This window comes from Buttiauxella sp. A111 (assembly GCF_014189855.1).
In the GTDB taxonomy this organism is placed as follows: domain Bacteria; phylum Pseudomonadota; class Gammaproteobacteria; order Enterobacterales; family Enterobacteriaceae; genus Buttiauxella; species Buttiauxella selenatireducens.
Genome location: NZ_BJFN01000002.1, coordinates 662,770 through 687,340, shown reverse-complemented (window position 1 = coordinate 687,340; position 24,571 = coordinate 662,770). Strand labels below are relative to the sequence as shown.

The window sequence follows — 24,571 nt, the reverse complement described above, 5'->3', positions numbered from 1 at the left end:
TTTAGCGATGTAACGTGAGAAAACTTAGTCCTGAAGACCCAGTTTTTTCTCCAGATAGTGGATGTTAGTTCCACCGTGCTGGAAGTTTTCATCGTTCATGATGCGAGTCTGCAAATCAACGTTGGTTTTGATGCCATCGATGATCAGCTCAGCCAGCGCATTTTTCATACGAGAAATCGCGACTTCGCGGGTTTCGCCGTAGCAGATCAGTTTACCGATCATGGAATCATAATACGGCGGTACAGTGTAGCCGGCGTAAATGTGTGATTCCCAACGCACACCAAAACCACCAGGCGCATGGAAGCGCGTGATTTTGCCTGGGCTTGGCAGGAAGGTGTTCGGGTCTTCGGCGTTGATACGGCATTCTACCGCGTGGCCGTTAACATGAACGTCTTCTTGCTTGATAGACAGTGGCTGACCAGCAGCAATACGCAGCTGTTCTTTAATCAGGTCAACGCCGGTGATCATTTCTGTTACCGGGTGCTCAACCTGAATACGGGTGTTCATCTCGATGAAGTAGAACTCGCCGTTTTCGAACAGGAACTCGAAAGTACCCGCACCGCGATAGTTGATATCAACACAGGCTTTGGCACAGCGCTCGCCGATGAATTTACGCAGCTCTGGCGTGATGCCCGGTGCTGGCGCTTCTTCAACAACTTTCTGGTGACGGCGCTGCATGGAGCAGTCGCGTTCTGCCAGATAAATCGCTTTGCCCTGGCCGTCGGCCAATACCTGGATTTCGATATGGCGTGGGTTTTCCAGGTACTTTTCCATATAGACCATGTCGTTGTTGAAAGCAGCTTTTGCTTCCGCACGGGTCATATTAATGGACTGTTCCAGATCGGCATCGCTACGTACTACACGCATACCGCGACCGCCGCCGCCACCAGATGCTTTGATAATTACCGGGTAGCCGATGCGTTTAGCATGGGCACGGTTTTTATCCATATCGGCATCTAACGGGCCGTCAGAACCTGGTACGCAAGGTACGCCAGCTTTCTTCATCGCGTTGATAGCAGAGACTTTATCGCCCATCAGACGGATAGTTTCAGCACGTGGGCCAATGAAGATGAAGCCTGAACGCTCAACTTGCTCAGCAAAGTTAGCGTTTTCAGACAAGAAGCCATAACCCGGGTGAATCGCAACTGCACCAGTAATTTCTGCCGCAGAAATGATTGCCGGGATATTCAGATAGCTTTTTACAGACGGAGCTGGACCGATACAAACGGTTTCATCCGCCAGCAATACGTGTTTTAAATCGCGATCCGCAGTGGAGTGCACAGCGACAGTCTTGATGCCCAATTCTTTACAGGCACGAAGAATACGCAGAGCAATCTCGCCACGGTTAGCGATGACAATTTTATCCAGCATAATCGCCTCGTTACTCGATGACGACCAGCGGCTCGTCAAATTCAACCGGTTGGCCATTTTCAACCAGGATGGCTTTTACCACACCGGCTTTGTCAGCTTCGATCTGGTTCATCATTTTCATCGCTTCAACGATGCACAGAGTGTCGCCAACGTTAACTTTCTGGCCAACTTCAATAAATGCTTTAGCATCCGGGCTTGGGGTGCGGTAGAAAGTACCGACCATTGGGGAACGCACGATGTGACCACTGATTTCAGCAGCCGCTGGTGCTTCTGCCGGAGCGGCAGGTGCAACAACGTTAGACAGACCGGGCTGCGGCTGTGGCTGGTACATTGGAGCGGCATAAGCCTGTTGCATCATTGGGAAACCGGTGTTTGCCGGTGCGCGGCTGATGCGTACAGATTCTTCGCCCTCAGAAATTTCCAGTTCAGAAATGCCTGATTCTTCAACCAGCTCGATCAGTTTTTTTATCTTACGAATATCCATGAGTGGGTTCCGTACTCTTGTTTAGATGGATTTTGACAAGCGTTTTACCGCAGTCTGTAGTGCATATGAATAGCCGTCAGCGCCTAATCCGCAGATGACACCAACAGCTTTATCAGAAAGATATGAATGATGGCGGAACGGTTCACGCGCATGCACATTGCTCAGATGTATCTCGATAAACGGAATATCTACCGCTAATAAGGCATCACGCAGTGCAACGCTCGTATGAGTAAACGCGGCCGGATTAATCAGAATAAAATCAACAGTGTCTTTAGCCTGATGAATACGGTCGATCAATTCATATTCCGCATTTGATTGCAGGTGGCTGAACGAGACATTTAGCGTTTTTGCTTCTTCTTCGAGCGAGTTAACAATTTGGGCTAAAGTCAGCGTGCCGTACTTCTCAGGCTCGCGTGTACCCAGCATGTTAAGATTCGGGCCGTTCAAAAGCAAAATGTGAAAATTAGCCGACATCGTGCTGCCATCTCCTGCAATTTGTAGGTATTTTACAAAATATACCTAAGTTGCTCGGTTGTCACCTTCAGAGCCAGAAAATGGCCTGTCAGAAAAACCAAAGTCGCACATTATAACGATTTCGTAGCAATTGGCAGCTAAATACTGGTCTTATCAGGGAAGATGATCAACTGATATCCCTTAACGGGGTAAGGTTGATCACTTTTCTGCGGGGAACAACACATATCTTTCGTTAACGTCGCCATTGGCGAAATTTCTTGTAGCGCAAGGCTAACAGGATGAATGCACCCAGAGCATACAGTAAGGGTTGCGGTGAAATAACCTTCACTGACCATAGATAATGAATCGGGGCAAGGATGGCGACAAGATAGACGAAGTTATGCAGTTTTTGCCAGCGTGGACCCAATTTTCGTTGTAATGATTGCGTCGATGTAGCCGCCAATGATAACAGCACCAACCAACTGATAATTCCTAAAGTTAAATATGGACGTGTGACCAACTCCCGACCAAGCATTGCCAGATTGTTGATTCCCAACTCCAACATGGCGTAGCTGACTAAATGGAGTGTTGCCCACGCAAAGCACCATAATCCCAACAACCGACGGGTTCGAATTAACAGCGGCTGCTTCCCGTACCGCGCTAAAGGCGTGACTAACAGTGTCGCCAGCAGGAGTTTAAGCGCCATCCTGCCGGTAAAATGCTGGATATCTTTTGCCGGATCAGCACTTAAAAGCCCCTGATTTGCTGCATAAAATAACCAGACAAAAGGCAAGAAGGCTGCGAGATGCAGCACCACTTTCAACAGTGTGACCTGCTTTGCTGTTAATCTCACGTTAGAAATTCTCCTTTAGATTCAGGCCGCGATAGAGCGAACCAACCTGGTCGGCATAACCATTAAACAGCAGCGTTGGCTGGCGTTTTACATCCAATACGCCGCCTGAACCAATGAATCTTTCACTGGCCTGTGACCAGCGCGGGTGGTCAACATTTGGGTTTACGTTGGCATAAAACCCGTATTCATTTGGCGCGGCCATATTCCAGGTTGTGGGCGGCAACTCGCTAACCAGTTTGATACTGACAATCGACTTTATCCCTTTAAACCCGTACTTCCATGGCACTGTGAGTCGTATCGGTGCGCCATTTTGAGGTGGCAACGCTTTTCCGTAAACGCCGACGGTAAGGAGCGTCAGAGGATGCATCGCTTCATCAAGACGCAGCCCTTCTACGTAGGGATACTGCAATCCGCCGCCGATAAAACGGTCTTTCTGGCCAGGCATTTGCTCCGGATCGTAAAGCGTTTCGAAGGCGACATATTTCGCCTTGCTGGTGGGTTCGACCAGCGCCAGCAGTTTACTGAGTGGGAAACCTATCCACGGCACCACCATTGACCAGGCTTCTACACAACGCATTCGATAGATACGTTGTTCCAGCGGGAATTTCTTATAGAGGTCGTCGAGGTCGAGTGTTTGTGGCTTTGCTACTTCGCCGCTAATGGTGACTTTCCACGGATCGGTTTTTAAGCTCCCGGCATTGGCCGCAGGGTCGGCTTTATCCAGACCAAATTCGTAAAAGTTATTGTAGCCAGTCACTTTATCTTCTGGCGTCATGGCGAGTTTCGCCTGCCATTGTTCAGGTTGGCTAAATTGCAGGGGTTTTCCCGATGGCGCACGCGGCCTGTCGTTCCCTTTAAACCAGGAAAGAATATCGGCATACGCAGTTTGAGGAAGCGAGAGAGCAGCCGCACTGATGCCCAGTGCTTTCAGTACCTGGCGGCGTTTCAGCATAAAGACTGATTCTGGCGTGACATCGGCTTCTGTAAAGCGAGTGATCTTCTTCATCTTTTTCTCCTGCGTGACTTTATAGGCTAAGCATGACGGAGAACGCTGAACCCTGCGAATATGTCACAAAAAATTGAAACTTAAACAAAGAGCATATTTTGCTGCGGCTGGGTTAATGGGATAAAAGTTGATGAAGGCTATACTTGAATCTCGGCGGATGGATATACGCATCCTTTGCAACAAAGGATAAGAATCTGTTCAGCGTGTTTGCCTGAATAGCTCTTTTGCTATGTAATGCCGCATCAAGTCAGGCTGGTCTATCTTCACCAAACGGAGTTAACTCAAGGATGCGATTAACGACGAAACTTTCTGCTTTTATGACGCTGCTGACTGGCCTCGCTATTTTTGTGACGCTGGTCGGTTGTTCATTAAGCTTCTTTAATGCAATGCATTTTAAAGTTCATCAGCGTGTGGTTGCGGTTGCCACCATCATTGATAACGATTTGGTTTCAAATTCCCCAGAAGCTCTGATCAAACGCCTCAACGAAGTCATGGTCCCCATTGATATCACCGAAGTGACATTCAAAGTGGGCGGAAATACGGTTTACCAGCAGCAACTGAGTCAAACTTATCGTTTACTTGGAAATAGCTACAGTTTTCGCACCGTGACCGTTGAGTTAATGAAGCATCCGGGAATGTTCCTCACGCTCACCTATCGCGATCCGGTGGCAAATTACTACAACTCACTTTTCACGACAGTTCCACTTTCGTTCACGGTTGGCTTCATGCTTATCGTGCTGTTTTTTGCTATCCGCTGGATGAAAAAGCAACTCGTTGGACAGGAGTTACTGGAAAGCAGGGCACGACGTATTCTGAATGGTGAAAGAGGTGTTGAAGTGCGTGGTTCGGTGCTGGAATGGCCCCCACAAGCCAGCAGCGCTTTGGATTTATTGCTTTCTGATCTGCAAAACGCAAGCGATCAACGCAGCAGAATGGATACCTTGATTCGTGCTTTTGCGGCGCAAGATGCAAAAACAGGCCTGAATAATCGCCTGTTCTTCGATAACCAACTGGCGACTTTGCTTGATGAACAAGAGCAAGTTGGTGCCCATGGCGTAGTGATGATTATCCGCCTACCGGATTTTGATACCTTGCATGAAACATGGGGCAGGAATGCGGTAGAAGAATATTTGTTTACCATTATTAATATGTTATCGACATTTGTGATGCGATATCCCGGCGCTTTACTGGCACGTTATTTCCGCAGTGATTTCGCGGTTTTGTTACCGCATCGCACATTAAAAGAAGCCGACAGTATTGCCAGCCAGCTACTGAAAGCCGTCGATACTTTGCCTCCAACGCGGATGCTCGATCGTAATGACATGATGCATATCGGTATTTGTGCATGGCGCAGTGGGCAAACCAAAGAGCAGGTCATGGAGAATGCGGAGGTCGCAACGCGGAATGCGTCTTTGCAAGGGGCGAACAGTTGGTCGGTTTATGACGATAGTTTGCCGGAAAAAGGGCGTGGCAATGTGAAATGGCGTACGCTTATTGAGCAAGTGCTACAGCGTGGTGGCCCGCGTTTTTACCAAAAACCGGCGGTGATGCGTGATGGCTACGTGCATCATCGTGAAATAATGTGTCGAATTTTCGACGGCGAACAAGAAGTGCTGGCGGCGGAATATTTGCCGATGGTGAAACAGTTTGGTTTATCAGAGCAATATGACCGACAGACCATCGCCCGATTGTTACCGTTAGCCAGTTTCTGGCCCGAAGAAACGCTGGCTATTCAGGTGTCAGTAGAGTCACTGATTCGTGCTCCGTTCCAACGTTGGTTGCGTGATGCGTTGATGCAGTCAGAAAAATCGCTTCGACGACGCATTCTTTTTGAACTTGCAGAGGCAGATGTTTGTCAACACATCAGCCGTTTGCAGCCTGTGATTCGCTTGATTAAAGCTTTGGGGGCTCGTGTTGCTGTCTCCCAGGCGGGTTTGACCGTAGTCAGCGCCTCTTATATTAAAGAGTTGGATGTAGAGCTGATAAAGTTGCATCCAGGGCTTGTGCATAACATCGAGAAACGAACTGAAAATCAGCTATTTGTTCAGAGTCTGGTTGAGGCGTGTAACGGGACTCAGACGCAAGTTTTTGCGGTCGGAGTCAGAACTCGAAGTGAATGGCAGACACTGGTGGAGAAAGGCGTGGCGGGTGCTCAAGGGGATTTTTTTGCGGCCTCTCAACCACTAGACAGCAACGTGAAAAAATATTCGCAAAGATACTCGGTTTAACCTGCCGTTTATAAATATTTCACGTAGAATAACGCGCGCTGCATCTCAAGGGGGCTAATACGCCTGCTGACCAGATTGTTGAAGCATGAAATGAACCCGGTTTGCTTCCTTGCACTGTTCGTTTAACCTACAGCGTTTGTTTGTTTCCTCGGCAGTTCGAGGATAAACGTGTCGAAAGTGTCATAGTCGTAGTAAACTGCACAATTTTTCACCATTGCAGAACATTTTTGCGCCTTGTCGCTGCAATGAGTGGTTGGTAAAGTAAGCGGATTTTGTTTCCGCCCCAGCTTTCAGGATTATCCCTTAGTATGTTGAAAAAATTTCGTGGCATGTTTTCCAATGACCTGTCCATTGACCTGGGTACCGCGAATACCCTGATTTATGTGAAAGGACAAGGCATCGTACTGAATGAGCCATCTGTCGTGGCTATTCGCCAGGATCGTGCCGGTTCACCTAAAAGCGTTGCGGCCGTAGGCCACGATGCTAAACAGATGCTGGGTCGTACCCCCGGCAACATCGCAGCTATCCGTCCAATGAAAGATGGCGTTATCGCCGATTTCTTCGTGACCGAAAAAATGCTGCAACACTTCATCAAACAAGTTCATAGCAACAGCTTTATGCGTCCAAGTCCGCGCGTACTGGTTTGTGTGCCGGTTGGCGCAACTCAGGTTGAACGTCGTGCGATTCGTGAGTCTGCGCAAGGTGCAGGTGCTCGCGAAGTGTTCCTGATTGAAGAGCCAATGGCTGCGGCTATCGGCGCTGGTCTGCCAGTTTCTGAAGCAACCGGTTCTATGGTTGTGGATATCGGTGGTGGTACTACCGAAGTTGCTGTTATCTCTTTGAACGGCGTTGTTTACTCTTCTTCCGTCCGTATTGGCGGGGACCGCTTCGATGAAGCCATCATTAATTATGTGCGTCGTAACTACGGTTCACTGATTGGTGAAGCAACTGCCGAACGTATCAAGCACGAAATCGGTTCTGCATACCCAGGCGATGAAGTGCGTGAAATCGAAGTCCGTGGTCGTAACCTGGCTGAAGGTGTACCGCGTGGCTTTACGCTGAACTCCAATGAAATCCTTGAAGCTCTGCAAGAACCATTAACGGGTATTGTCAGTGCGGTAATGGTTGCGCTGGAACAGTGCCCGCCAGAATTGGCTTCCGATATTTCAGAACGCGGTATGGTTCTGACCGGCGGTGGCGCATTGCTGCGTAACCTTGACCGTCTGCTGATGGAAGAAACAGGCATTCCGGTAGTAGTTGCAGAAGATCCATTGACTTGCGTAGCCCGTGGTGGTGGCAAGGCACTGGAAATGATCGACATGCACGGCGGCGACTTGTTCAGCGAAGAGTAATCAGCCACACGTAAAAGGCAGTGACTATCACTGCCTTTTCTTGATGGCCCTGGAATACGCATAGCCTATGAAGCCAATTTTTAGCCGTGGCCCCTCGTTGCAGTTTCGCCTTATTCTGGCGGTGCTGGTGGCGATTGGTGTCATTATTGCCGATAGCCGTCTGGGTACGTTCAGTCAGATTCGAACGTATATGGATACTGCCGTCAGTCCTTTCTATTTTGTCTCAAATGGTCCCCGTGAATTGCTCGACAGCGTCTCGCAAACACTGGCATCACGCGACCAGCTAGAACTCGAAAATCGTGCACTGCGTCAGGAACTGATCCTGAAAAACAGCGAACTACTGATGATGGGTCAATATCGTCAGGAAAACGCACGTCTGCGCGAATTACTCGGTTCACCGTTGCGTCAAGACGAGCAAAAAATGGTGACTCAGGTTATCTCAACCGTTAACGATCCTTACAGTGACCAGGTGGTTATTGATAAGGGGAGTGTGAACGGGGTCTATGAAGGCCAACCGGTCATCAGTGATAAAGGTGTCGTAGGTCAAGTTGTCGCGGTAGCGAAACTCACTAGCCGCGTATTGCTTATCTGTGATGCGACGCATGCGCTGCCGATTCAGGTACTGCGCAATGATATTCGTATTATTGCAGCGGGCAACGGTTGTACCGACGATCTGCAACTGGAACATTTACCGGCAAATACTGACATTCGTGTCGGTGATGTGTTGGTGACATCTGGTTTAGGTGGGCGTTTCCCGGAAGGTTATCCAGTGGGTGTCGTTTCTTCCGTGAAACTTGATACTCAGCGCGCATACACCGTTATTCAGGCTCGTCCGACTGCTGGCTTACAACGTCTGCGTTATTTGCTGCTGTTGTGGGGTGCGGATCGTGAAGGGAAAACCCCAATGCCGCCTGAGGAAGTTCATCGCGTTGCGAATGAACGCCTGATGCAAATGATGCCGCAGGTTTTACCGGCTGCTGATGCTATTGGGCCGCCGGCTCCCGTTCCACCTCCGGCGACGGGTATTACGACTCCGGCTCCAGCAGGGAACACCGCTTCTCCTGCACCTGCAAGCCTGGGAGGGCAGTAGTGGGAAGTTACCGCAGCCAGGGCCGTTGGGTCATCTGGCTTTCTTTCCTCGTCGCCTTGCTGTTACAAGTAATGCCCTGGCCTGACGATTTAAAAGTCTATCGTCCTGACTGGGTATTACTGATCCTGCTTTACTGGATACTGGCTCTGCCACACCGCGTAAATGTCGGCACAGGTTTTATCGTGGGTGCCATACTGGATTTGATCAGCGGTTCAACCCTTGGCGTACGGGCGTTATCTTTGAGCATCGTTGCTTATCTGGTGGCGCTGAAGTACCAGTTATTCCGTAATCTTGCGCTTTGGCAACAGGCTTTAGTGGTCATGCTTTTGTCATTGATGACAGATGTCATTGTTTTCTGGTCTGAATTTTTAGTTATCAATGTCTCTTTCCGCCCAGAAATTTTCTGGAGCAGTGTGGTCAATGGTGTACTGTGGCCATGGATATTCTTGTTGATGCGTAAAATTCGCCAACAATTTGCTGTGCAATAGGATTGAACATGACATCTTTGTATCTGGCATCGGGTTCTCCACGTCGTCAGGAATTGCTGACTCAGTTGGGTGTGTCGTTTGAACGCATCATTACTGATGTAGAAGAACAGCGTCTTAGCCACGAAAGTGCTCAACAGTACGTGGTGCGTTTGGCGCGTGATAAAGCGCGGGCCGGCGTTGCTTTGGCTGCGCAGGACTTACCGGTATTGGGTGCAGATACTATTGTTATCTACAATGGCAATGTGTTGGAAAAACCTAAAGACGAACAGCATGCTGCAGCGATGCTACGGATGCTATCCGGTAACCAGCACCAGGTCATGACGGCCGTTGCGCTGGCGGATCGTGAATCATTGCTGGATTGCCTTGTGACGACTGAAGTGACTTTTCGTGCATTATCAGAACAGGATATCGCTGGTTACGTTGCCAGCGGTGAACCCATGGATAAAGCAGGTGCATACGGTATTCAAGGGCTTGGTGGTTGTTTTGTCAGGAAGATTAATGGCAGCTACCATGCTGTAGTCGGTCTACCGCTAGTTGAAACCTATGAATTGCTGAGTAATTTTCACGCATTGCGTGATGGACGAGGAAAACATGACGGCTGAATTGTTAGTCAACGTGACCCCATCGGAAACTCGGGTGGCTTACATTGACGGTGGAATACTGCAAGAGATTCATATTGAACGCGAAGCACGTCGCGGGATCGTAGGGAATATCTACAAAGGTCGTGTAAGCCGGGTGCTTCCGGGGATGCAGGCGGCATTTGTAGATATTGGCCTTGATAAGGCAGCGTTTCTTCACGCTTCTGACATCATGCCACATACCGAATGTGTGGCGGGCGAAGAGCAGAAAAACTTCACCGTACGAGATATTTCCGAGCTGGTACGCCAGGGCCAGGACTTAATGGTTCAGGTGGTAAAAGATCCGCTGGGTACCAAAGGCGCCCGTTTGACTACCGATATCACGCTGCCATCGCGTTATTTGGTCTTTATGCCTGGTGCTTCTCACGTAGGCGTTTCCCAGCGCATTGAAAGTGAAGCCGAGCGTGAACGCCTGAAACGTGTGGTTAATGCCTATTGCGATGAGCAAGGTGGATTTATTATTCGCACCGCAGCTGAAGGCGTATGCGAGGACGATTTAGCTTCAGATGCCGCTTACCTCAAACGTGTCTGGACCAAAGTTAGCGAGCGAAAAAAACGTAATAAAACCCGCTGCCAACTTTACGGTGAACTGGCACTGGCGCAACGCGTGCTGCGTGATTTTGCAGATGCCGCTCTTGATCGTATTCGTGTCGACTCTCGTCTTACTTACGACATGCTGCTGGAGTTTACCGCAGAATACATGCCGGAAATGCACAGCAAAATCGAGCATTACAGCGGCCGCCAGCCTATTTTTGATCTGTTTGACGTTGAGAATGAAATTCAACGCGCGCTGGAGCGAAAAGTTGAGCTGAAATCAGGTGGTTACCTGGTTATCGACCAAACTGAAGCGATGACAACAGTGGATATCAACACCGGGGCTTTCGTTGGCCACCGCAATCTTGATGACACTATTTTCAATACGAACATTGAAGCGACGCAGGCGATCGCTCGCCAGTTACGTTTGCGTAATCTGGGCGGCATTATCATTATCGATTTCATCGACATGAGTAATGAAGACCATCGCCGACGTGTACTGCATTCCCTTGAACAGGCATTGAGTAAAGATCGCGTGAAAACCAGCATCAATGGTTTTTCACAGCTCGGACTGGTTGAGATGACGCGCAAACGTACGCGTGAAAGCGTTGAACATGTGCTTTGCAACGATTGTCCAACATGCCACGGTCGCGGTACCGTGAAAACGGTGGAAACCGTGTGCTATGAAATTATGCGTGAAATTGTGCGCGTGCATCATGCCTACGATTCCGATCGCTTCCTGGTTTACGCTTCACCGGCCGTGGGGGAGGCGCTGAAAAGCGAAGAGTCCCATTCATTGGCTGAAGTGGAAATTTTCGTCGGTAAACAAGTCAAAGTTCAGATCGAGCCGCTCTATAATCAAGAGCAATTCGACGTCGTTATGATGTAACTCACTGCACAGATAGTGCCGATTTGAGTTCCGCTCCGGCGGCAAACAAGGAGATTTTCGTGAGGCGACTGCCCGGCATTCTGCTACTCACTGGCGCAACGTTGATCGTTATCGTCGCACTGCTGGTGAGTGGTTTGCGGCTGGTTTTGCCGCATCTCGATGCCTGGCGTCCAGCGCTGCTCGAAAAAATTGAAGCCATGACGGGCGCGCCTGTCGATGCCAGCCAGATCCAGGCAAACTGGGAAAATTTTGGCCCAACGCTTGATGTCCGTGATATCAAAGCTGGCTTGAAAGATGGCGGCGAATTGAGGGTCAAGCGTGTCACGCTGGCGCTCGATCTCTGGCAGAGCATTTTGCACGCCCGCTGGCAGTTCCGCGACCTCACTTTTTACCAATTACAGGTGCGAACCAACACCCCGTTAAGTCGAAATAAAGGGGATAGAAAGCTCGAGCCGGGTAAAATCAGCGATCTCTTTTTACGTCAGTTCGATCACTTCGATCTGCGCGATAGCTCCCTTAGTTTCCTGACGATCTCCGGCCAGCGCGCCGAACTCACCATTCCGCAATTGACCTGGCTTAATACCAAAAACCGTCACCGCGCCGAAGGGCTGGTCAGCTTGTCGAGCTTTACTGGCCAGCATGGATTGGCGAAAGTCAGAATGGATTTGCGCGACGAAAATGGTTTATTGAACATTGGCAAAGTCTGGTTGCAGGCTGAAAACGTTGACGTGAAACCCTGGCTTGGCCGCTGGATGAAAGACAATATCGATTTACAGACAGCTGAGTTCACCCTCGAAGCCTGGATGGATGTCAAAGCTGGCGATATTTCGGGTGGCAACGTCTGGTTGAAGCAAGGCGGTGCAAGCTGGGCTGGGAAAAATACCGACCATAAGCTGTCGGTTGATAATTTAATGGCACGAGTTAATCGTTCCAGTGCGGGTTGGGATCTTGCCATTCCTTCTACCAATATCACTCTTGATGGTAAAACCTGGCCTAAAGGCTCGTTATCGCTCGCGTGGATTGCTCCTCAAAGTGTGGGGGGCAAAGAGAGCATGCGCAGCGACGAGCTCCGCGTGCGTGCAACCAATATGGAACTGGAAAGCTTCACGGGTTTGTCGCCGATTGCAGAAAAGATTTCGCCTGATTTTGGTGAGATTTGGAACACGCTACAACCGCGAGGGCACATTGATGTTCTGGCAGTGGACATTCCTCTTCAGCAGACCGAAAACACCCGTATGCAAGGGCGCTGGAAAGATGTGAGCTGGAAACAATGGAGAATGTTACCCGGCGTTGAACACTTCTCTGGATCGGTTACGGGCGGCGTCGAGCACGGGCAGCTTAATGCGCAAGTTCTTAATGCCAAAATGCCTTACGTGGGCGTATTCCGTGCCCCGCTGGAAGTTGAACGCGCAGTCGCAACGCTTGAATGGCAGAAAAATGCCGCAGGTTTCCAGCTTGATGGCAAACACCTGGATGTAAAAGCACGTTCTGTGTGGGCTGCGGGTGATTTCCGCTACTACCAGCCGACAGGCGATGAGCCCTGGCTGGGGATACTGGCCGGAATCAGTACCCATAATGGGGCTGATGCCTGGCGTTATTTCCCTGAAAACCTGATGGGCAAAGAGCTGGTTGATTACCTCAGCGGTGCGATTCAAGGTGGCGAGTCGGATAACGCAACCCTGGTTTACGGGGGGAATCCTCATCAATTCCCTTATGTGCATAACGAAGGGCAGTTCCAGGTTTACGTCCCGTTGTACAAGGCTAAATTTGCTTTCCAGCCGGACTGGCCTGCGCTTGAAAATCTGAATATCACTCTGGATTTCATCAATAACGGTTTGTGGATGAAATCGGATGCAGTGAAACTAGGCGGCGTGACCGGACGTAAACTGACGGCGAATATCCCGGATTACGCGAAACAAAAACTGTTGGTTGATTCTGATATCACTGGTCCTGGTAGTGCGGTTGGCCCCTACTTCAAAGACACACCACTCAAAGATTCTCTGTCAGCAGCACTTGATGAACTCCAGATTGGAGGCGATGTGAATGCTCGCTTACATTTGGATATCCCGCTGAATGGCAAAATGACGATAGCCTCGGGTGACGTTCAGCTCAACAACAATACATTGCTGATAAAGCCACTCTCGAGCCAGTTGTCTAACCTGAGCGGTAAATTCAGCTTTGTGAATGGCGAACTGAAAAGCGATCCGCTAAAAGCTACCTGGTTCAATCAACCCATAGGCATTGATTTCAATACTAAAATGGGTGAGAAAGACTATCAGATTGGGGTCAACTTATTGGGTGACTGGCAGCCGACAAAAATGGGAATTGTGCCTGAGCCAATCAGCAAAGAGTTGAGTGGTAGTGTTCCCTGGAAAGGTGATGTGGCGATATCTCTCCCATATCACGGAGAGGCTAATTATCAGATCAAAGTCGCTGCCGATTTGAAAAATGTAAGCAGTCACTTACCTGCTCCAGTCGATAAATCAGCGGGGCAATCGCTGCCGTTGAATGTCGCGGTGAAGGGTAATCTTAATAGTTTCGATCTGACGGGTAACGCTGGGGCGAAAAATCATTTTTCCAGTCGTTGGTTGCTGAATAAAAAACTCACCCTTGATCGGGCGATTTGGGCGACCAATAGTCACACCGTTCCACCATTACCTGACACCTCAGGCTTAGAACTGGATCTTCCGGCGATGGATGGTGCGCAATGGTTGGCCTTGTTCAGCCATGGAGCTGTGGAAAGTGTAGGTAACTCGGCTTCATTCCCCACTAACGTAACATTACGCACGCCTTCTCTGACGTTCGCTGGTCAGCAATGGAACAACCTGAGTCTGGTTTCCCATGCTATTCCGAATGGCACGCGCGTTGAAGCCCAGGGGCGCGAAGTGAATGGCTCGTTGACGATACAGAACAATGCGCCGTGGCGTGCAGCCATCAAATATCTCTATTTCAACCCTGACTGGGGAAATAGCACCGCGAAATCGACCGGTGCTTCGCCGTTGGGAGACGATAATTCGATTGATTTCCGAGACTGGCCTGATTTGCAGCTGCGCTGTTCCGAATGTTGGCTTTGGGGGCAAAAATATGGCCGTATTGACGGTGATTTCGCCATTAAAGGGAACACGCTTGAACTGGAAAACGGTTTAATCGATTCCGGGTTTGCAAGGTTGACTGCCAGTGGCCAGTGGGTGAACAGTCCGGCAGAAGAGCGCACGTCTTTAAAAGGCAAATTGCACGGCTCCAAACTTGATGCGGCGACCAACTTCTTTGGTATCAAGACGCCAATTCAAGGTTCATCGTTTGATGCGGACTATGATTTACACTGGCGCGACAAACCGTGGCAGCCGCATATTGCCTCATTAAACGGGATCCTTCATACCAAATTGGGCAAAGGACAAATTGCCGATCTGGGCACCGGTCACGCCGGACAGTTGCTACGATTGGTTAGTGTCGATGCGTTGATGCGTAAACTGCGTTTTGATTTCAGCGATACCTTTGGTGAAGGTTTCTACTTTGATTCCATCCGTAGCACTGCCTGGATTAAAGACGGTGTACTGCACAGCGAGGATACGCTGGTGGACGGGCTTGAAGCTGATATTGGCATGAAAGGTTCAGTCGATTTGGTTCGACGTCAACTCGACGTAGAAGCAGTCATAGCACCAGAAATTTCTGCTACCGTCGGCGTGGCAACAGCATTCGTGGTTAACCCAATAATCGGTGCTGCGGTGTTTGCCGCCAGTAAAGTATTAGGACCGTTGTGGAGCAAAATTTCGTTACTGCGCTACCACATCACCGGATCGGTCGATAAACCGCAAATCAATGAAGTGCTTCGCCAGCCAAGGCTCAAGGACGCTAAGTGATTTGACGCGGGGAGCTAATTGCCGCAAGCTCAATATAATAGATATCTCCAATTGATAGACAAATAAGAGTAACGAAACGATGAGTCTGAACCTGGTAAGTGAGCAGTTGCTGTCTGCGAATGGCTTAACCCATCAAGATCTGTTTTCCATTTTGGGACAATTGTCCGAGCGCCGACTCGACTACGGGGATCTCTATTTCCAGTCCAGTTATCACGAATCCTGGGTGCTGGAAGATCGCATCATTAAAGATGGTTCTTACAACATCGATCAGGGTGTCGGTGTGCGCGCGATTAGTGGCGAGAAAACCGGTTTTGCTTATGCCGACCAGGTCAGCTTGTTGGCACTGGAACAAAGTGCTCATGCCGCACGAAGCATTGTGCAAGAAAAAGGGAATGGCCGCGTACAAACATTAGGTGCCGTGCAGCATAGCGCGCTCTATACCAGTGCCGATCCGCTGCAAAGCATGACGCGTGAAGAGAAACTCGACATCCTGAAACGTGTCGATAGCGTTGCCCGCGCAGCAGATGCTCGCGTACAGGAAGTGACTGCTAGCCTTACTGGCGTTTATGAATTGATTCTGGTCGCTGCAACTGACGGTACGCTGGCGGCTGATGTTCGCCCGCTGGTGCGCCTGTCTGTCAGTGTTCAGGTAGAAGAGAACGGCAAACGTGAACGCGGCTCAAGTGGCGGCGGTGGTCGTTTCGGTTATGACTACTTCCTTGAAACCGTTGAGGGTGAAGTACGCGCTGATGCATGGGCGAAAGAGGCTGTGCGTATGGCGCTTGTCACGCTTTCTGCGGTCGCGGCACCTGCCGGTATGTTCCCGGTGGTTCTGGGCGCAGGTTGGCCTGGCGTGCTGCTGCATGAAGCAGTGGGACACGGTCTGGAAGGTGATTTTAACCGTCGTGGCACATCCGTATTCAGTGGTCAAATGGGTCAGTTAGTTGCTTCTGAACTTTGTACTGTCGTTGATGATGGCACCATGGCGAACCGCCGTGGCTCTGTTGCGATTGACGACGAAGGTGTTCCGGGCCAATACAACGTGTTAATCGAAAACGGCGTGTTGAAAGGCTACATGCAGGACAAACTGAATGCTCGCTTGATGGGGGTTGCCCCAACCGGTAATGGCCGTCGTGAATCTTACGCGCACCTGCCAATGCCGCGCATGACCAATACCTATATGCTGGCGGGTAAATCAACCCCGCAAGAGATTATCGAATCGGTTGAGTACGGGATCTACGCGCCTAACTTTGGCGGTGGGCAGGTGGATATCACCTCCGGCAAGTTTGTGTTCTCAACTTCCGAAGCTTATCTCATCGAGAACGGCAAAGTGACCACACCGGTGAAAGGCGCAACGCTGATTGGCTCCGGTATTGAAACCATGCAGCAGATTTCGATGGTGGGTAACGACCTGGCGTTGGATAACGGTGTCGGTGTCTGTGGTAAAGAAGGACAGAGCTTGCCTGTTGGTGTCGGCCAGCCAACGCTCAAAGTCGACAACCTGACGGTTGGCGGCACAGCATAAAACAATAACAGCCGGGTTAATCCCGGCTGTCTTCACTCGTACGTCCTTTCTTATCTCGCACCCCTTGATACAGGTGCGAAACCTTCACGAAATATTCAGTCAGATAGTTAATACAAACTTGTACTTTCAGCGGCAGCTTATCTTTTTCTGTATACAGCGCGTATACCGGACGCGGGTCGGACTGATAACTCGGCAGTAAGATCTCAAGCGTTCCGTCGTTGATCTCATCGATCACCCACATCAATGGCACATAAGCGATCCCAGCCCCCACTTTTAGCCAGCGGCTTAACGTCATGGGATCATTGGTGACAAACCGACCCTGCGGGATCATTCGCGTAGTAAGGCCTTCTGGTGCGATCAACTCGAATTCATTATGTGGACGAATGCTGTATTCAAGCCATGAGTGGCTGGCAAGATCGGCGGGTTTTTCTGGTGTGCCATTTTGTTGCAGATAACTTTTAGCGGCGCAAATGACCATTGGCATCGATCCTAGCCGTGTCGAGAACAGGCTTGAATCCTGCAAAGCGCCCACACGAATCACGACATCAAGACCGTCCGCAATCAAATCAGGCGCGGGAATACCGGTCACCAGGTTAACCGTTAACTCAGGATATTCTTTGAGCATATCGGCGGTCATGGACGCGAGGACATTTTGTGCCATAGTTGAAGAACTGCCAATACGCAGCGTCCCGATTGGGGTGTTGTTGAATGCATAGAGTTGCTCATGCACCTCTTGCGCTTCATGTAACATCTTGCGGCAACCAAGGTAGTAGATTTTACCGGCTTCAGTTAGCCCAATGCTGCGCGTGCTGCGGTTTAAAAGCTTAACTTGCAACTCGTCTTCGAGCTTGGAAACGGTTTGGCTAATGGACGATACGCTCATTTCCAGCTGCTTGGCCGTGGCGGTAAATGAGCCAAGTTCGACAACTTTGGCAAAAACCCACATGCGCTTAAGTCTTTCCATTGTTAACTCTGACTTAAAAGTGATTTAGATCACAGATTATAGATAACTCGCTAACAATTACGTTAATATATTATTACTAACACAATCCGTAAAACTTGTTAGCACAGCGTTCTTTGTTGTGTCACGGCTTGTGCCTTCTGTATTTTCTGCAAGGTTAACATGAGTCTATTTCCCGTTATCGTGATATTCGGTCTTTCTTTTCCGCCGATTTTCTTCGAGCTAATTCTTTCGCTGGCGCTGTTCTGGGTAGTTCGCCGTCTGCTGATTCCGACGGGGATTTATGATTTTGTCTGGCACCCGGCATTATTTAATACAGCGCTTTATTGCTGCCTGTTTTATCTGATCTCGCGCCTGTTTGTTTGAGGTTGATGTGAAAGCACTTACAACAAAAATGACCCGCACTGCCATCACGCTGATTCTGGTGCTGCTGGCTTTCATCGCTATCTTCCGTGCCTGGGTATTTTATACCCAATCCCCCTGGACGCGTGATGCTCGTTTTACCGCTGATGTTGTCGCGATTGCGCCAGATGTGTCCGGTTTAATTACCGATGTGAAGGTCCATGACAATCAACTGGTGAAGAAAGATCAGGTTTTATTCACCATCGATCAGCCCCGTTATCAGAAAGCGCTGGAGCAGGCTGAAGCAGACGTTGCTTATTACCAGGCGTTAGCCGGAGAGAAACGTCGTGAAGCAGGGCGCCGCAATTCGTTAGGCACGCAGGCCATGTCTCGTGAAGAAATTGAACAGTCCAACAATGTGTTGCAGACCGTCATGCATCAGTTATCCAGGGCTGAAGCGACACGAGATTTAGCTCAGTTGGATCTGCAACGTACGATTATTCGTGCGCCAGCAGAAGGTTGGATCACCAACCTGAATGTTTATACGGGGGAATTTATTACCCGTGGTTCCACAGCCGTTGCGCTGGTAAAACGCGGTACTTTTTACATTCTGGCCTACATGGAAGAAACCAAGCTTGACGGTATTCGTCCAGGCTACCGGGTACAAATCACACCGCTTGGCAGTAATCGCGTACTGCGTGGGACGGTAGACAGTATTTCTGCCGGCGTAACCAATGCCAGCAGTACCAGAGATACCAAAGGTATGGCGACGGTTGATTCCAATCTGGAGTGGGTACGTCTGGCGCAGCGTGTGCCGGTTCGTATCCGTCTTGACGAGCAACAGGCAAATATCTTCCCCGCAGGGACTACGGCTACGGTCGTCGTCACCGGCGATAAAGACCGGGATATTAACCATGACTCGGTATTCATCAAATTCATGCATCGCTTGCGTGAGTTCGGCTAAGCGTAGGTCGATATGTATTTTATCTCGCGATTACATTTGCGCTTTGCCTTCAAACTGGCTTTCGCCATTGTGTTGGCGGTGTTTGTGGGCTTCCATTTTCAACTGGAAACTCCGCGCTGGGCCGTACTGACTGCGGCACTGGTAGCTGCCGGCCCAGCGTTTGCAGCGGGCGGAGAGCCCTATTCCGGCGCTATTCGTTATCGCGGGATGCTGCGTATCATCGGGACTTTTATCGGTTGTATTGCCGCGCTGTTCATAATCACTACGATGATTCGTGCACCTGTCGTGATGTTACTGGTGTGCTGTATTTGGGCTGGTTTTTGTACCTGGATTTCTTCACTGGTCAAGGTTGAAAACTCCTATGCCTGGGGGCTTTCTGGCTACACCGCGTTAATCATTGTTATCACCATTCAGGCCAATCCGCTTGTCACTCCTCAATTTTCTGTTGAACGCTGTAGTGAGATTGTGATTGGTATTGTGTGCGCGATTCTTGCCGACTTAATTTTTTCCCCTCGCTCCATTAAGCAAGAAATTGACCGCGAACTGGATAACCTGCTGGTGGATCATTATCGGCTGATGCAGCTGTGTATTGCGCATGGCGATAAAGAGGAAGTCGATAAAGCCTGGAGTGGCCTGGTGCGCCGTACTACCGCTCTGGAAGGGATGCGCGGGAATCTCAAAATTGAGTCTTCACGCTGGGATCGTGCTAACCGCCGCCTGAAAGCGATCAACACACTGTCGCTGACGCTCATCACCCAGGCTTGTGAAACATTCCTGATTCAAAACACACGTCCGGAATACATGACTGCAGAGTTCCGCATGTTGTTTGAGATGCCTGTAGAAACCGCGGCTGACGTTCACAAGCAAGTGAAAATGATCCGCAGAGCTATTTCTTATACAGGCGATAAAAATACGCCAGCCACGATAAGCAGCTGGGTTGGCGCGATTAGCCGCTACCTGTTGCTCAAACGCGGAGTCATCAGCAACACCCGTATTAGCTCGGTGGAAGAAGATGTTTTAACTCAGGAAGTCGTTATCAAAGTGCAGTCAGCGGAAGGGCATCACGCGATGATTAACTTCTGGCGGACGACGGTTTCCTGCATGCTCGGTTGCTTGTTTTGGTTATGGACAGGATGGACATCTGGCAGTGGCGCGATGGTCATGATTGCCGTTGTAACTTCGCTGGCGATGCGTTTACCCAATCCTCGCATGGTCTCCCTCGACTTTTTATACGGTATGTTAGTCGCGCTCCCATTAGGGGCTTTCTACTTTTTAGTGATCCTACCTTCGACTCAACAAAGCATGTTGTTACTGTGCATTAGTCTTGCATTGTTGGGCTTCTTTATGGGAATTGAAGTACAGAAGCGACGTCTTGGTTCGATGGGGGCCCTTGCCGGAACCATCAACGTCATTGTGTTGGATAACCCGATGACGTTTCATTTCAGCACGTTTTTGGACAGTGCGTTGGGACAAATAGTAGGCTGTTTCCTGGCGATGATGGTTATCCTACTTATCCGGGATAACTCCAAAGAACGCACGGGCCGCACACTGCTGAACCAGTTTGTTTCCGCAGCAGTTTCTGCACTGACAACCAATAAAGCGCGACGCAAAGAGAATCATCTACCCGCTCTTTATCAGCAGCTTTTCTTACTGCTGAATACGTTTCCGGGAGATATTGATCGCTACCGCCTGGCACTGACTTTGATTATTGCTCACCAGCGATTGCGTGATGCACCGATACCAGTGAATGATGATCTTTCCGCATTCCATCGCCAGTTGAGAAACACAGCAGATAAGCTTACGTCGGCATCAAGCGATGATAAAAAACGGCGCTACTTTAAGCAGTTATTGGATGAGCTAGATATTTACCAGGAGAAGTTGGAGGTCTGGGAGGCGCCGTTACAAGTCACCGAACCGGTGAAACGACTGGCGCATGTGTTGCATAAATACCAGCATGCACTGATAGATGCCTAACCCGAGCCGACGCCTTGCGTCGGCTTTTTTGTATCTATACTTATGAGATGCGCAAATTTTAGCGAGAGAGAGTTATGGCAAACCAGGCACTCCAGGATAGTGAGTTATTTAACACCGGTTATCTGGTTAATAGTGAGAGTTGAACGAAACCTTTGGGCCGTTTGGCGGTGTGAAAGAGTCTGGGCTGGGACGAGAAGGTTCAGTTCTGGGCATGGATGAGTTTCTGGAAGTTAAAACCCTGCACATTGGCGGGCTGTAGAAGCTCAGAAGATAAGACCGTTCTGGTTAAGGTGGCAAGCTATGAAAAAATACACCTTTGATTTTAGTCAGATAGAAGATCAACCGGAGTTCTATCGTCACTTTATCCAGGAATTTAGGCTTGAGAAAAAACAGGTTCACGATCTCGATAGTTTATGGGATGTGGTTGTCGGGGGGATTTTACCGCTCCCGGCGGAGATTGAATTTGTTCATTTGCCAGAAATGCAAAGACGGCGTTATGGGGCTTTGATTTTGCTTTTTGATGAAGCAGAAGAGGAGCTGGAAGGGCAATTGCGTTTTAACGTGCGTGGATAATCCCCGATTTAAAGGCATAAAAAAGCCCCCGCGAACGGGGGCAAAGTCGTCCTGTTTGACGACGAGGGTTTATTTATACAGTTCAGCGGTGGCATGCCATGTATCGCCAGAACGCGCCTCGATAATACGATAAGCTGAGGCACCTTCTTTAGTCGCTTTCTGTGATAATTCCTGACGCATATCCATTGGTGCACTACCTACCTGACTTACGGAAATGGTGCCCATAGATTGCAGATTCTGCGCTTGTTCACTGTCTATCTGATGTGCGGCTGCGTTAGCGCCGAAAGAGATAACGGAAAAAAGGCTCAGTGCTGCGAGTGTGAATTTGGTTTTCATAATCTTTACTCCTGAATTGTTTATATCAACGACCGGAAGGGCTTAACTGCATTTATTGTTCTTGGGGTCATCGTTTTAGATAATTGCTTCTTGCAGCCAGGCTGTTACTTGTACAGCTCAGCTGTTGCATGCCATTGGTCGCCAGTGCGGGCTTCAATGATGCGGTAAGAAGAAGCACCTTTCTGTTCAGCTTTTTCATTCAACATTTGGCGCATATCCATTGGCGCACTGCCTACCTGACTTACAGAAATGGTACCCATCGCCTGACGGTTTTGCGCCTGGTCGGCATTAATTGATGTTGCAGCAAAAGCGCCAAATGACAGCATCGAGAGTAGGCTTGCGGTAACTAAAGTTGATTTCATGTTCATAATTTTTACCTCGTCGTATTCTTTTATTGGGGTCTTCATTTCGTGACCCTCATCACAAAATCAAGTATACACTAATAACCAACAAAATTAATACCACGCTAATTATTATCTATGAAACTTTACAATAATAGAGGCTTCTGATATTTCGTAAAGTTATTAAAATGAATCTTTTATTGCTGTTTTTTTGTTAAATATAAGTAAAAACAACAAGATATTGAACTTTGACTTTTTGTGCGCTACTTAGCGTAACCGGCTGATGAAATGGAGTTTTATAGGCATGCAGTGCATTTTGAATGGGATTTACGGAAGCGAGAGGGCAGAGGGAGTGATTGGTTTGAGATATTGTTCCCGCCGCTAAATAACAACGGGAACGCGGTAGTAACGTAACGCTTACAGCTCTTGCTCGAACAGCACCAGAATTGCTTCATACAACTCTTTTACAGTGAAGTCTTTAGCAGGGGTGGTAAAGATGGTGTCATCCCCAGCAATAGTGCCCAAAATACCTTCAGCTTTACCTAAAGAATCCAGCAGGCGGGCAATTAACTGTGCCGCACCAGGGCTTGTGTGGATAACAACCACAGCATCATTGTAATCAATATCCAGAACCAGATTCTTCAGTGGGCTGGAAGTCGTTGGCACGCCAAGCTCAGCTGGCAAGCAGTACACCATCTCCATTTTGGCATTGCGTGTACGCACCGCGCCAAACTTGGTCAGCATACGAGAGACTTTAGATTGGTTGATGTTTTCGAAGCCGTCGTTTTGCAAGGCATGCACAATCTCGCCTTGAGAACTGAATTTCTCTTCTTTCAATAATGCTTTGAACGCTTTGACTAATTCTTCTTGTTTTGAGGAAATACGCATATGTCACCCATATTCAGGTCAACGAAGATAACATTATTATGCATTTAAATGAATTTTTATGCAAATGGTTGGCTGGGTGAAAGCCTGAAATAATGTTATGAAAGGGGCGAATATTATCAAATTTTGTTATCGAGAAACATGCCTTCGTCACGACTCGAAAATAAGTTGGTAAGTAAACTAAATGTTATCAAAATGATGTTGTTTTGCTGCTAAGGGAGGGGTAATGTAACCGCCGTTGATGTGACAACATCAGGTTGTGACCGGGCGCGAAGGCGTCGTTTCCACCCAGTGAGTAAATGCAGCAGTAACGTTTCAGGGATGCTCAACGTCGCAAACCTAAAGCGGGAAGATTGTAATTACCCCTTCTCTGGATTATGGTCGCCACCGCATGGAGTTACGGCACCTATTTGCTAACATAATAAGGAGTTTAGGATGAAAGTTGCAGTCCTCGGCGCAGCAGGTGGTATTGGCCAGGCGCTTGCCCTTCTACTCAAGACCCAACTGCCTTCAGGTTCAGAACTCTCCCTGTATGATATTGCACCGGTAACACCTGGTGTTGCAGTCGATCTGAGTCATATCCCTACTGATGTGAAAATCAAAGGTTTCTGCGGTGAAGACGCAACACCAGCACTGGTTGGTGCGGATGTGGTGCTGATCTCTGCTGGTGTGGCACGTAAACCAGGCATGGATCGTTCAGACCTGTTTAACGTCAACGCGGGAATCGTGAAAAATCTGGTTCAACAGATTGCTCAAACTTGCCCGAAAGCCTGTATTGGTATTATCACTAACCCAGTGAATACCACCGTTGCTATCGCTGCGGAAGTGCTGAAAAAAGCAGGTGTATACGACAAAAACAAACTGTTTGGCGTGACTACGCTGGACATCATCCGCTCCAACACTTTTGTTGCGGAACTGAAAGGTAAACAGCCGACTGAGATCGACGTTCCTGTGATTGGTGGCCACTCTGGTGTGACCATTCTGCCACTGTTGTCTCAAATCCCGGGCGTAAGCTTTACTGAGCAAGAAGTTGCTGACCTGACTAAGCGTATCCAGAATGCGGGTACTGAAGTTGTAGAAGCTAAAGCTGGTGGCGGGTCTGCAACCCTGTCAATGGGCCAGGCTGCTGCACGCTTTGGACTGTCATTGGTTCGCGCACTGCAAGGCGAAAGCAATGTTGTTGAATGCGCGTACGTTGAAGGCAACGGCGAGCACGCTCGTTTCTTCTCTCAGCCATTGCTGCTGGGCAAAAACGGTATCGCAGAGCATAAATCCTACGGCAAACTGAGTGCTTTTGAGCACCAGGCGTTGGAAGGAATGCTGGATACCCTGAAGAAAGATATTACCCTTGGCGAAGAGTTTGTTAACAAGTAAACCCTGAGTTTAAGAGATAAAAAAACCGGAATTGATATTCCGGTTTTTTT

Annotated in this window: 22 protein-coding genes and 1 pseudogene; 14 read left to right on the top strand and 9 right to left on the bottom strand. The window is 49.1% G+C overall.

The genetic code is table 11. From position 1 onward, the window contains the following. Positions 1–24: 24 nt before the first annotated feature. From accC to msrP, 5 genes are all read right to left on the bottom strand, one after another. Positions 25–1,371, bottom strand: coding sequence for an acetyl-CoA carboxylase biotin carboxylase subunit (accC, locus tag BSPA111_RS09210; RefSeq protein WP_183270849.1), 1,347 nt, complete (start codon positions 1,369–1,371; stop codon positions 25–27). 10 nt (positions 1,372–1,381) lie between these two features. Beyond that, positions 1,382–1,855 carry an acetyl-CoA carboxylase biotin carboxyl carrier protein gene (gene accB / locus BSPA111_RS09205; protein WP_183270848.1) on the bottom strand — a complete coding sequence of 158 codons (474 nt, stop codon included), beginning with the start codon at positions 1,853–1,855 and terminating at the stop codon, positions 1,382–1,384. A gap of 21 nt (positions 1,856–1,876) precedes the next feature. Continuing rightward, positions 1,877–2,329, bottom strand: coding sequence for a type II 3-dehydroquinate dehydratase (gene aroQ / locus BSPA111_RS09200; RefSeq protein ID WP_034459855.1), 453 nt, complete (start codon positions 2,327–2,329; stop codon positions 1,877–1,879). 232 nt (positions 2,330–2,561) lie between these two features. Then, positions 2,562–3,161 (bottom strand): protein-methionine-sulfoxide reductase heme-binding subunit MsrQ, encoded by a 600-nt coding sequence (msrQ, locus tag BSPA111_RS09195; protein WP_183270847.1) that lies wholly within the window; start codon positions 3,159–3,161, stop codon positions 2,562–2,564. Between the two features lies 1 nt (position 3,162). Next, entirely contained in the window at positions 3,163–4,167 is a 1,005-nt protein-coding gene (gene msrP / locus BSPA111_RS09190) for a protein-methionine-sulfoxide reductase catalytic subunit MsrP (protein ID WP_183270846.1), read from the bottom strand. Positions 4,168–4,454: 287 nt separating this feature from the next. Between msrP and csrD the strand changes: the two genes are divergently transcribed. From csrD to tldD, 8 genes are all read left to right on the top strand, one after another. Beyond that, complete coding sequence (gene csrD, locus BSPA111_RS09185) at positions 4,455–6,395, top strand: RNase E specificity factor CsrD (protein ID WP_183270845.1); 1,941 nt, start codon at positions 4,455–4,457, stop codon at positions 6,393–6,395. A 308-nt stretch (positions 6,396–6,703) separates the two neighbouring features. Continuing rightward, positions 6,704–7,747 carry a rod shape-determining protein MreB gene (gene mreB, locus BSPA111_RS09180; RefSeq protein ID WP_000913396.1) on the top strand — a complete coding sequence of 348 codons (1,044 nt, stop codon included), beginning with the start codon at positions 6,704–6,706 and terminating at the stop codon, positions 7,745–7,747. Between the two features lie 67 nt (positions 7,748–7,814). After that, positions 7,815–8,837, top strand: a complete 1,023-nt coding sequence (gene mreC / locus BSPA111_RS09175; protein WP_183270844.1) for a rod shape-determining protein MreC — start codon at positions 7,815–7,817, stop codon at positions 8,835–8,837. Continuing rightward, positions 8,837–9,325, top strand: coding sequence for a rod shape-determining protein MreD (mreD, locus tag BSPA111_RS09170; RefSeq protein ID WP_183270843.1), 489 nt, complete (start codon positions 8,837–8,839; stop codon positions 9,323–9,325). The genes mreC and mreD overlap by 1 nt, the downstream gene beginning before the upstream one ends. Before the next feature lie 8 nt (positions 9,326–9,333). Continuing rightward, complete coding sequence (locus tag BSPA111_RS09165; RefSeq protein ID WP_183270842.1) at positions 9,334–9,927, top strand: nucleoside triphosphate pyrophosphatase; 594 nt, start codon at positions 9,334–9,336, stop codon at positions 9,925–9,927. Next, the gene (gene rng / locus BSPA111_RS09160; RefSeq protein ID WP_183270841.1) at positions 9,917–11,386 is read left to right on the top strand and encodes a ribonuclease G; all 1,470 of its coding nucleotides are present in this window, start codon (positions 9,917–9,919) and stop codon (positions 11,384–11,386) included. Before BSPA111_RS09165 ends, rng begins: the two co-directional genes overlap by 11 nt. A 59-nt stretch (positions 11,387–11,445) precedes the next feature. After that, positions 11,446–15,246, top strand: coding sequence for an AsmA2 domain-containing protein YhdP (yhdP, locus tag BSPA111_RS09155; RefSeq protein ID WP_183270840.1), 3,801 nt, complete (start codon positions 11,446–11,448; stop codon positions 15,244–15,246). 79 nt (positions 15,247–15,325) lie between these two features. Beyond that, positions 15,326–16,771 carry a metalloprotease TldD gene (gene tldD / locus BSPA111_RS09150; RefSeq protein WP_183270839.1) on the top strand — a complete coding sequence of 482 codons (1,446 nt, stop codon included), beginning with the start codon at positions 15,326–15,328 and terminating at the stop codon, positions 16,769–16,771. Positions 16,772–16,787: 16 nt separating this feature from the next. Here the strand turns inward: tldD and aaeR are convergent, their stop codons facing one another. Then, the gene (aaeR, locus tag BSPA111_RS09145) at positions 16,788–17,735 is read right to left on the bottom strand and encodes an HTH-type transcriptional activator AaeR (protein ID WP_183270838.1); all 948 of its coding nucleotides are present in this window, start codon (positions 17,733–17,735) and stop codon (positions 16,788–16,790) included. A 159-nt stretch (positions 17,736–17,894) separates the two neighbouring features. Between aaeR and aaeX the strand changes: the two genes are divergently transcribed. The 5 genes and pseudogenes from aaeX (at position 17,895) to BSPA111_RS09120 (ending at position 21,585) form a co-directional block, all read left to right on the top strand. After that, a complete protein-coding gene (gene aaeX, locus BSPA111_RS09140; protein ID WP_183270837.1) occupies positions 17,895–18,098 on the top strand; it encodes a p-hydroxybenzoic acid efflux pump operon protein AaeX in 204 nt (67 codons plus the stop codon). Positions 18,099–18,105: 7 nt separating this feature from the next. Next, positions 18,106–19,038 carry a p-hydroxybenzoic acid efflux pump subunit AaeA gene (aaeA, locus tag BSPA111_RS09135; RefSeq protein WP_183270836.1) on the top strand — a complete coding sequence of 311 codons (933 nt, stop codon included), beginning with the start codon at positions 18,106–18,108 and terminating at the stop codon, positions 19,036–19,038. 12 nt (positions 19,039–19,050) lie between these two features. Beyond that, positions 19,051–21,012: a p-hydroxybenzoic acid efflux pump subunit AaeB gene (gene aaeB / locus BSPA111_RS09130; RefSeq protein ID WP_183270835.1), complete on the top strand. Its 1,962-nt coding sequence runs from the start codon at positions 19,051–19,053 to the stop codon at positions 21,010–21,012. Between the two features lie 154 nt (positions 21,013–21,166). After that, positions 21,167–21,271 (top strand): annotated as a pseudogene (locus BSPA111_RS09125) (aldehyde dehydrogenase family protein); the annotation flags it as partial. Between the two features lie 41 nt (positions 21,272–21,312). Beyond that, a complete protein-coding gene (locus tag BSPA111_RS09120; protein ID WP_183270834.1) occupies positions 21,313–21,585 on the top strand; it encodes a barstar family protein in 273 nt (90 codons plus the stop codon). Positions 21,586–21,654: 69 nt separating this feature from the next. Here BSPA111_RS09120 and yhcN (BSPA111_RS09115) read toward each other — a convergent pair whose 3' ends face one another. From yhcN (BSPA111_RS09115) to argR, 3 genes are all read right to left on the bottom strand, one after another. Then, a complete protein-coding gene (gene yhcN, locus BSPA111_RS09115; RefSeq protein ID WP_183270833.1) occupies positions 21,655–21,921 on the bottom strand; it encodes a peroxide/acid stress response protein YhcN in 267 nt (88 codons plus the stop codon). A gap of 104 nt (positions 21,922–22,025) precedes the next feature. Further along, positions 22,026–22,289, bottom strand: a complete 264-nt coding sequence (gene yhcN, locus BSPA111_RS09110) for a peroxide/acid stress response protein YhcN (protein ID WP_183270832.1) — start codon at positions 22,287–22,289, stop codon at positions 22,026–22,028. Between the two features lie 390 nt (positions 22,290–22,679). After that, complete coding sequence (gene argR, locus BSPA111_RS09105; RefSeq protein WP_183270831.1) at positions 22,680–23,150, bottom strand: transcriptional regulator ArgR; 471 nt, start codon at positions 23,148–23,150, stop codon at positions 22,680–22,682. A gap of 432 nt (positions 23,151–23,582) precedes the next feature. Between argR and mdh the strand changes: the two genes are divergently transcribed. After that, on the top strand, positions 23,583–24,521 hold the full coding sequence (gene mdh / locus BSPA111_RS09100; protein WP_183270830.1) for a malate dehydrogenase: 939 nt from the start codon (positions 23,583–23,585) through the stop codon (positions 24,519–24,521). The last annotated feature ends 50 nt before the right edge of the window (positions 24,522–24,571 follow it).

Coding starts and splice junctions, on each gene's coding strand:
- accC (WP_183270849.1), bottom strand. CDS start 1,371: ATGCTGGATAAAATTGTCATCGCTAACCGTGGCGAGATTGCTCTGCGT.
- accB (WP_183270848.1), bottom strand. CDS start 1,855: ATGGATATTCGTAAGATAAAAAAACTGATCGAGCTGGTTGAAGAATCA.
- aroQ (WP_034459855.1), bottom strand. CDS start 2,329: ATGTCGGCTAATTTTCACATTTTGCTTTTGAACGGCCCGAATCTTAAC.
- msrP (WP_183270846.1), bottom strand. CDS start 4,167: ATGAAGAAGATCACTCGCTTTACAGAAGCCGATGTCACGCCAGAATCA.
- csrD (WP_183270845.1), top strand. CDS start 4,455: ATGCGATTAACGACGAAACTTTCTGCTTTTATGACGCTGCTGACTGGC.
- mreB (WP_000913396.1), top strand. CDS start 6,704: ATGTTGAAAAAATTTCGTGGCATGTTTTCCAATGACCTGTCCATTGAC.
- mreC (WP_183270844.1), top strand. CDS start 7,815: ATGAAGCCAATTTTTAGCCGTGGCCCCTCGTTGCAGTTTCGCCTTATT.
- BSPA111_RS09165 (WP_183270842.1), top strand. CDS start 9,334: ATGACATCTTTGTATCTGGCATCGGGTTCTCCACGTCGTCAGGAATTG.
- rng (WP_183270841.1), top strand. CDS start 9,917: ATGACGGCTGAATTGTTAGTCAACGTGACCCCATCGGAAACTCGGGTG.
- tldD (WP_183270839.1), top strand. CDS start 15,326: ATGAGTCTGAACCTGGTAAGTGAGCAGTTGCTGTCTGCGAATGGCTTA.
- aaeR (WP_183270838.1), bottom strand. CDS start 17,735: ATGGAAAGACTTAAGCGCATGTGGGTTTTTGCCAAAGTTGTCGAACTT.
- aaeX (WP_183270837.1), top strand. CDS start 17,895: ATGAGTCTATTTCCCGTTATCGTGATATTCGGTCTTTCTTTTCCGCCG.
- aaeB (WP_183270835.1), top strand. CDS start 19,051: ATGTATTTTATCTCGCGATTACATTTGCGCTTTGCCTTCAAACTGGCT.
- BSPA111_RS09120 (WP_183270834.1), top strand. CDS start 21,313: ATGAAAAAATACACCTTTGATTTTAGTCAGATAGAAGATCAACCGGAG.
- yhcN (WP_183270833.1), bottom strand. CDS start 21,921: ATGAAAACCAAATTCACACTCGCAGCACTGAGCCTTTTTTCCGTTATC.
- yhcN (WP_183270832.1), bottom strand. CDS start 22,289: ATGAACATGAAATCAACTTTAGTTACCGCAAGCCTACTCTCGATGCTG.
- argR (WP_183270831.1), bottom strand. CDS start 23,150: ATGCGTATTTCCTCAAAACAAGAAGAATTAGTCAAAGCGTTCAAAGCA.
- mdh (WP_183270830.1), top strand. CDS start 23,583: ATGAAAGTTGCAGTCCTCGGCGCAGCAGGTGGTATTGGCCAGGCGCTT.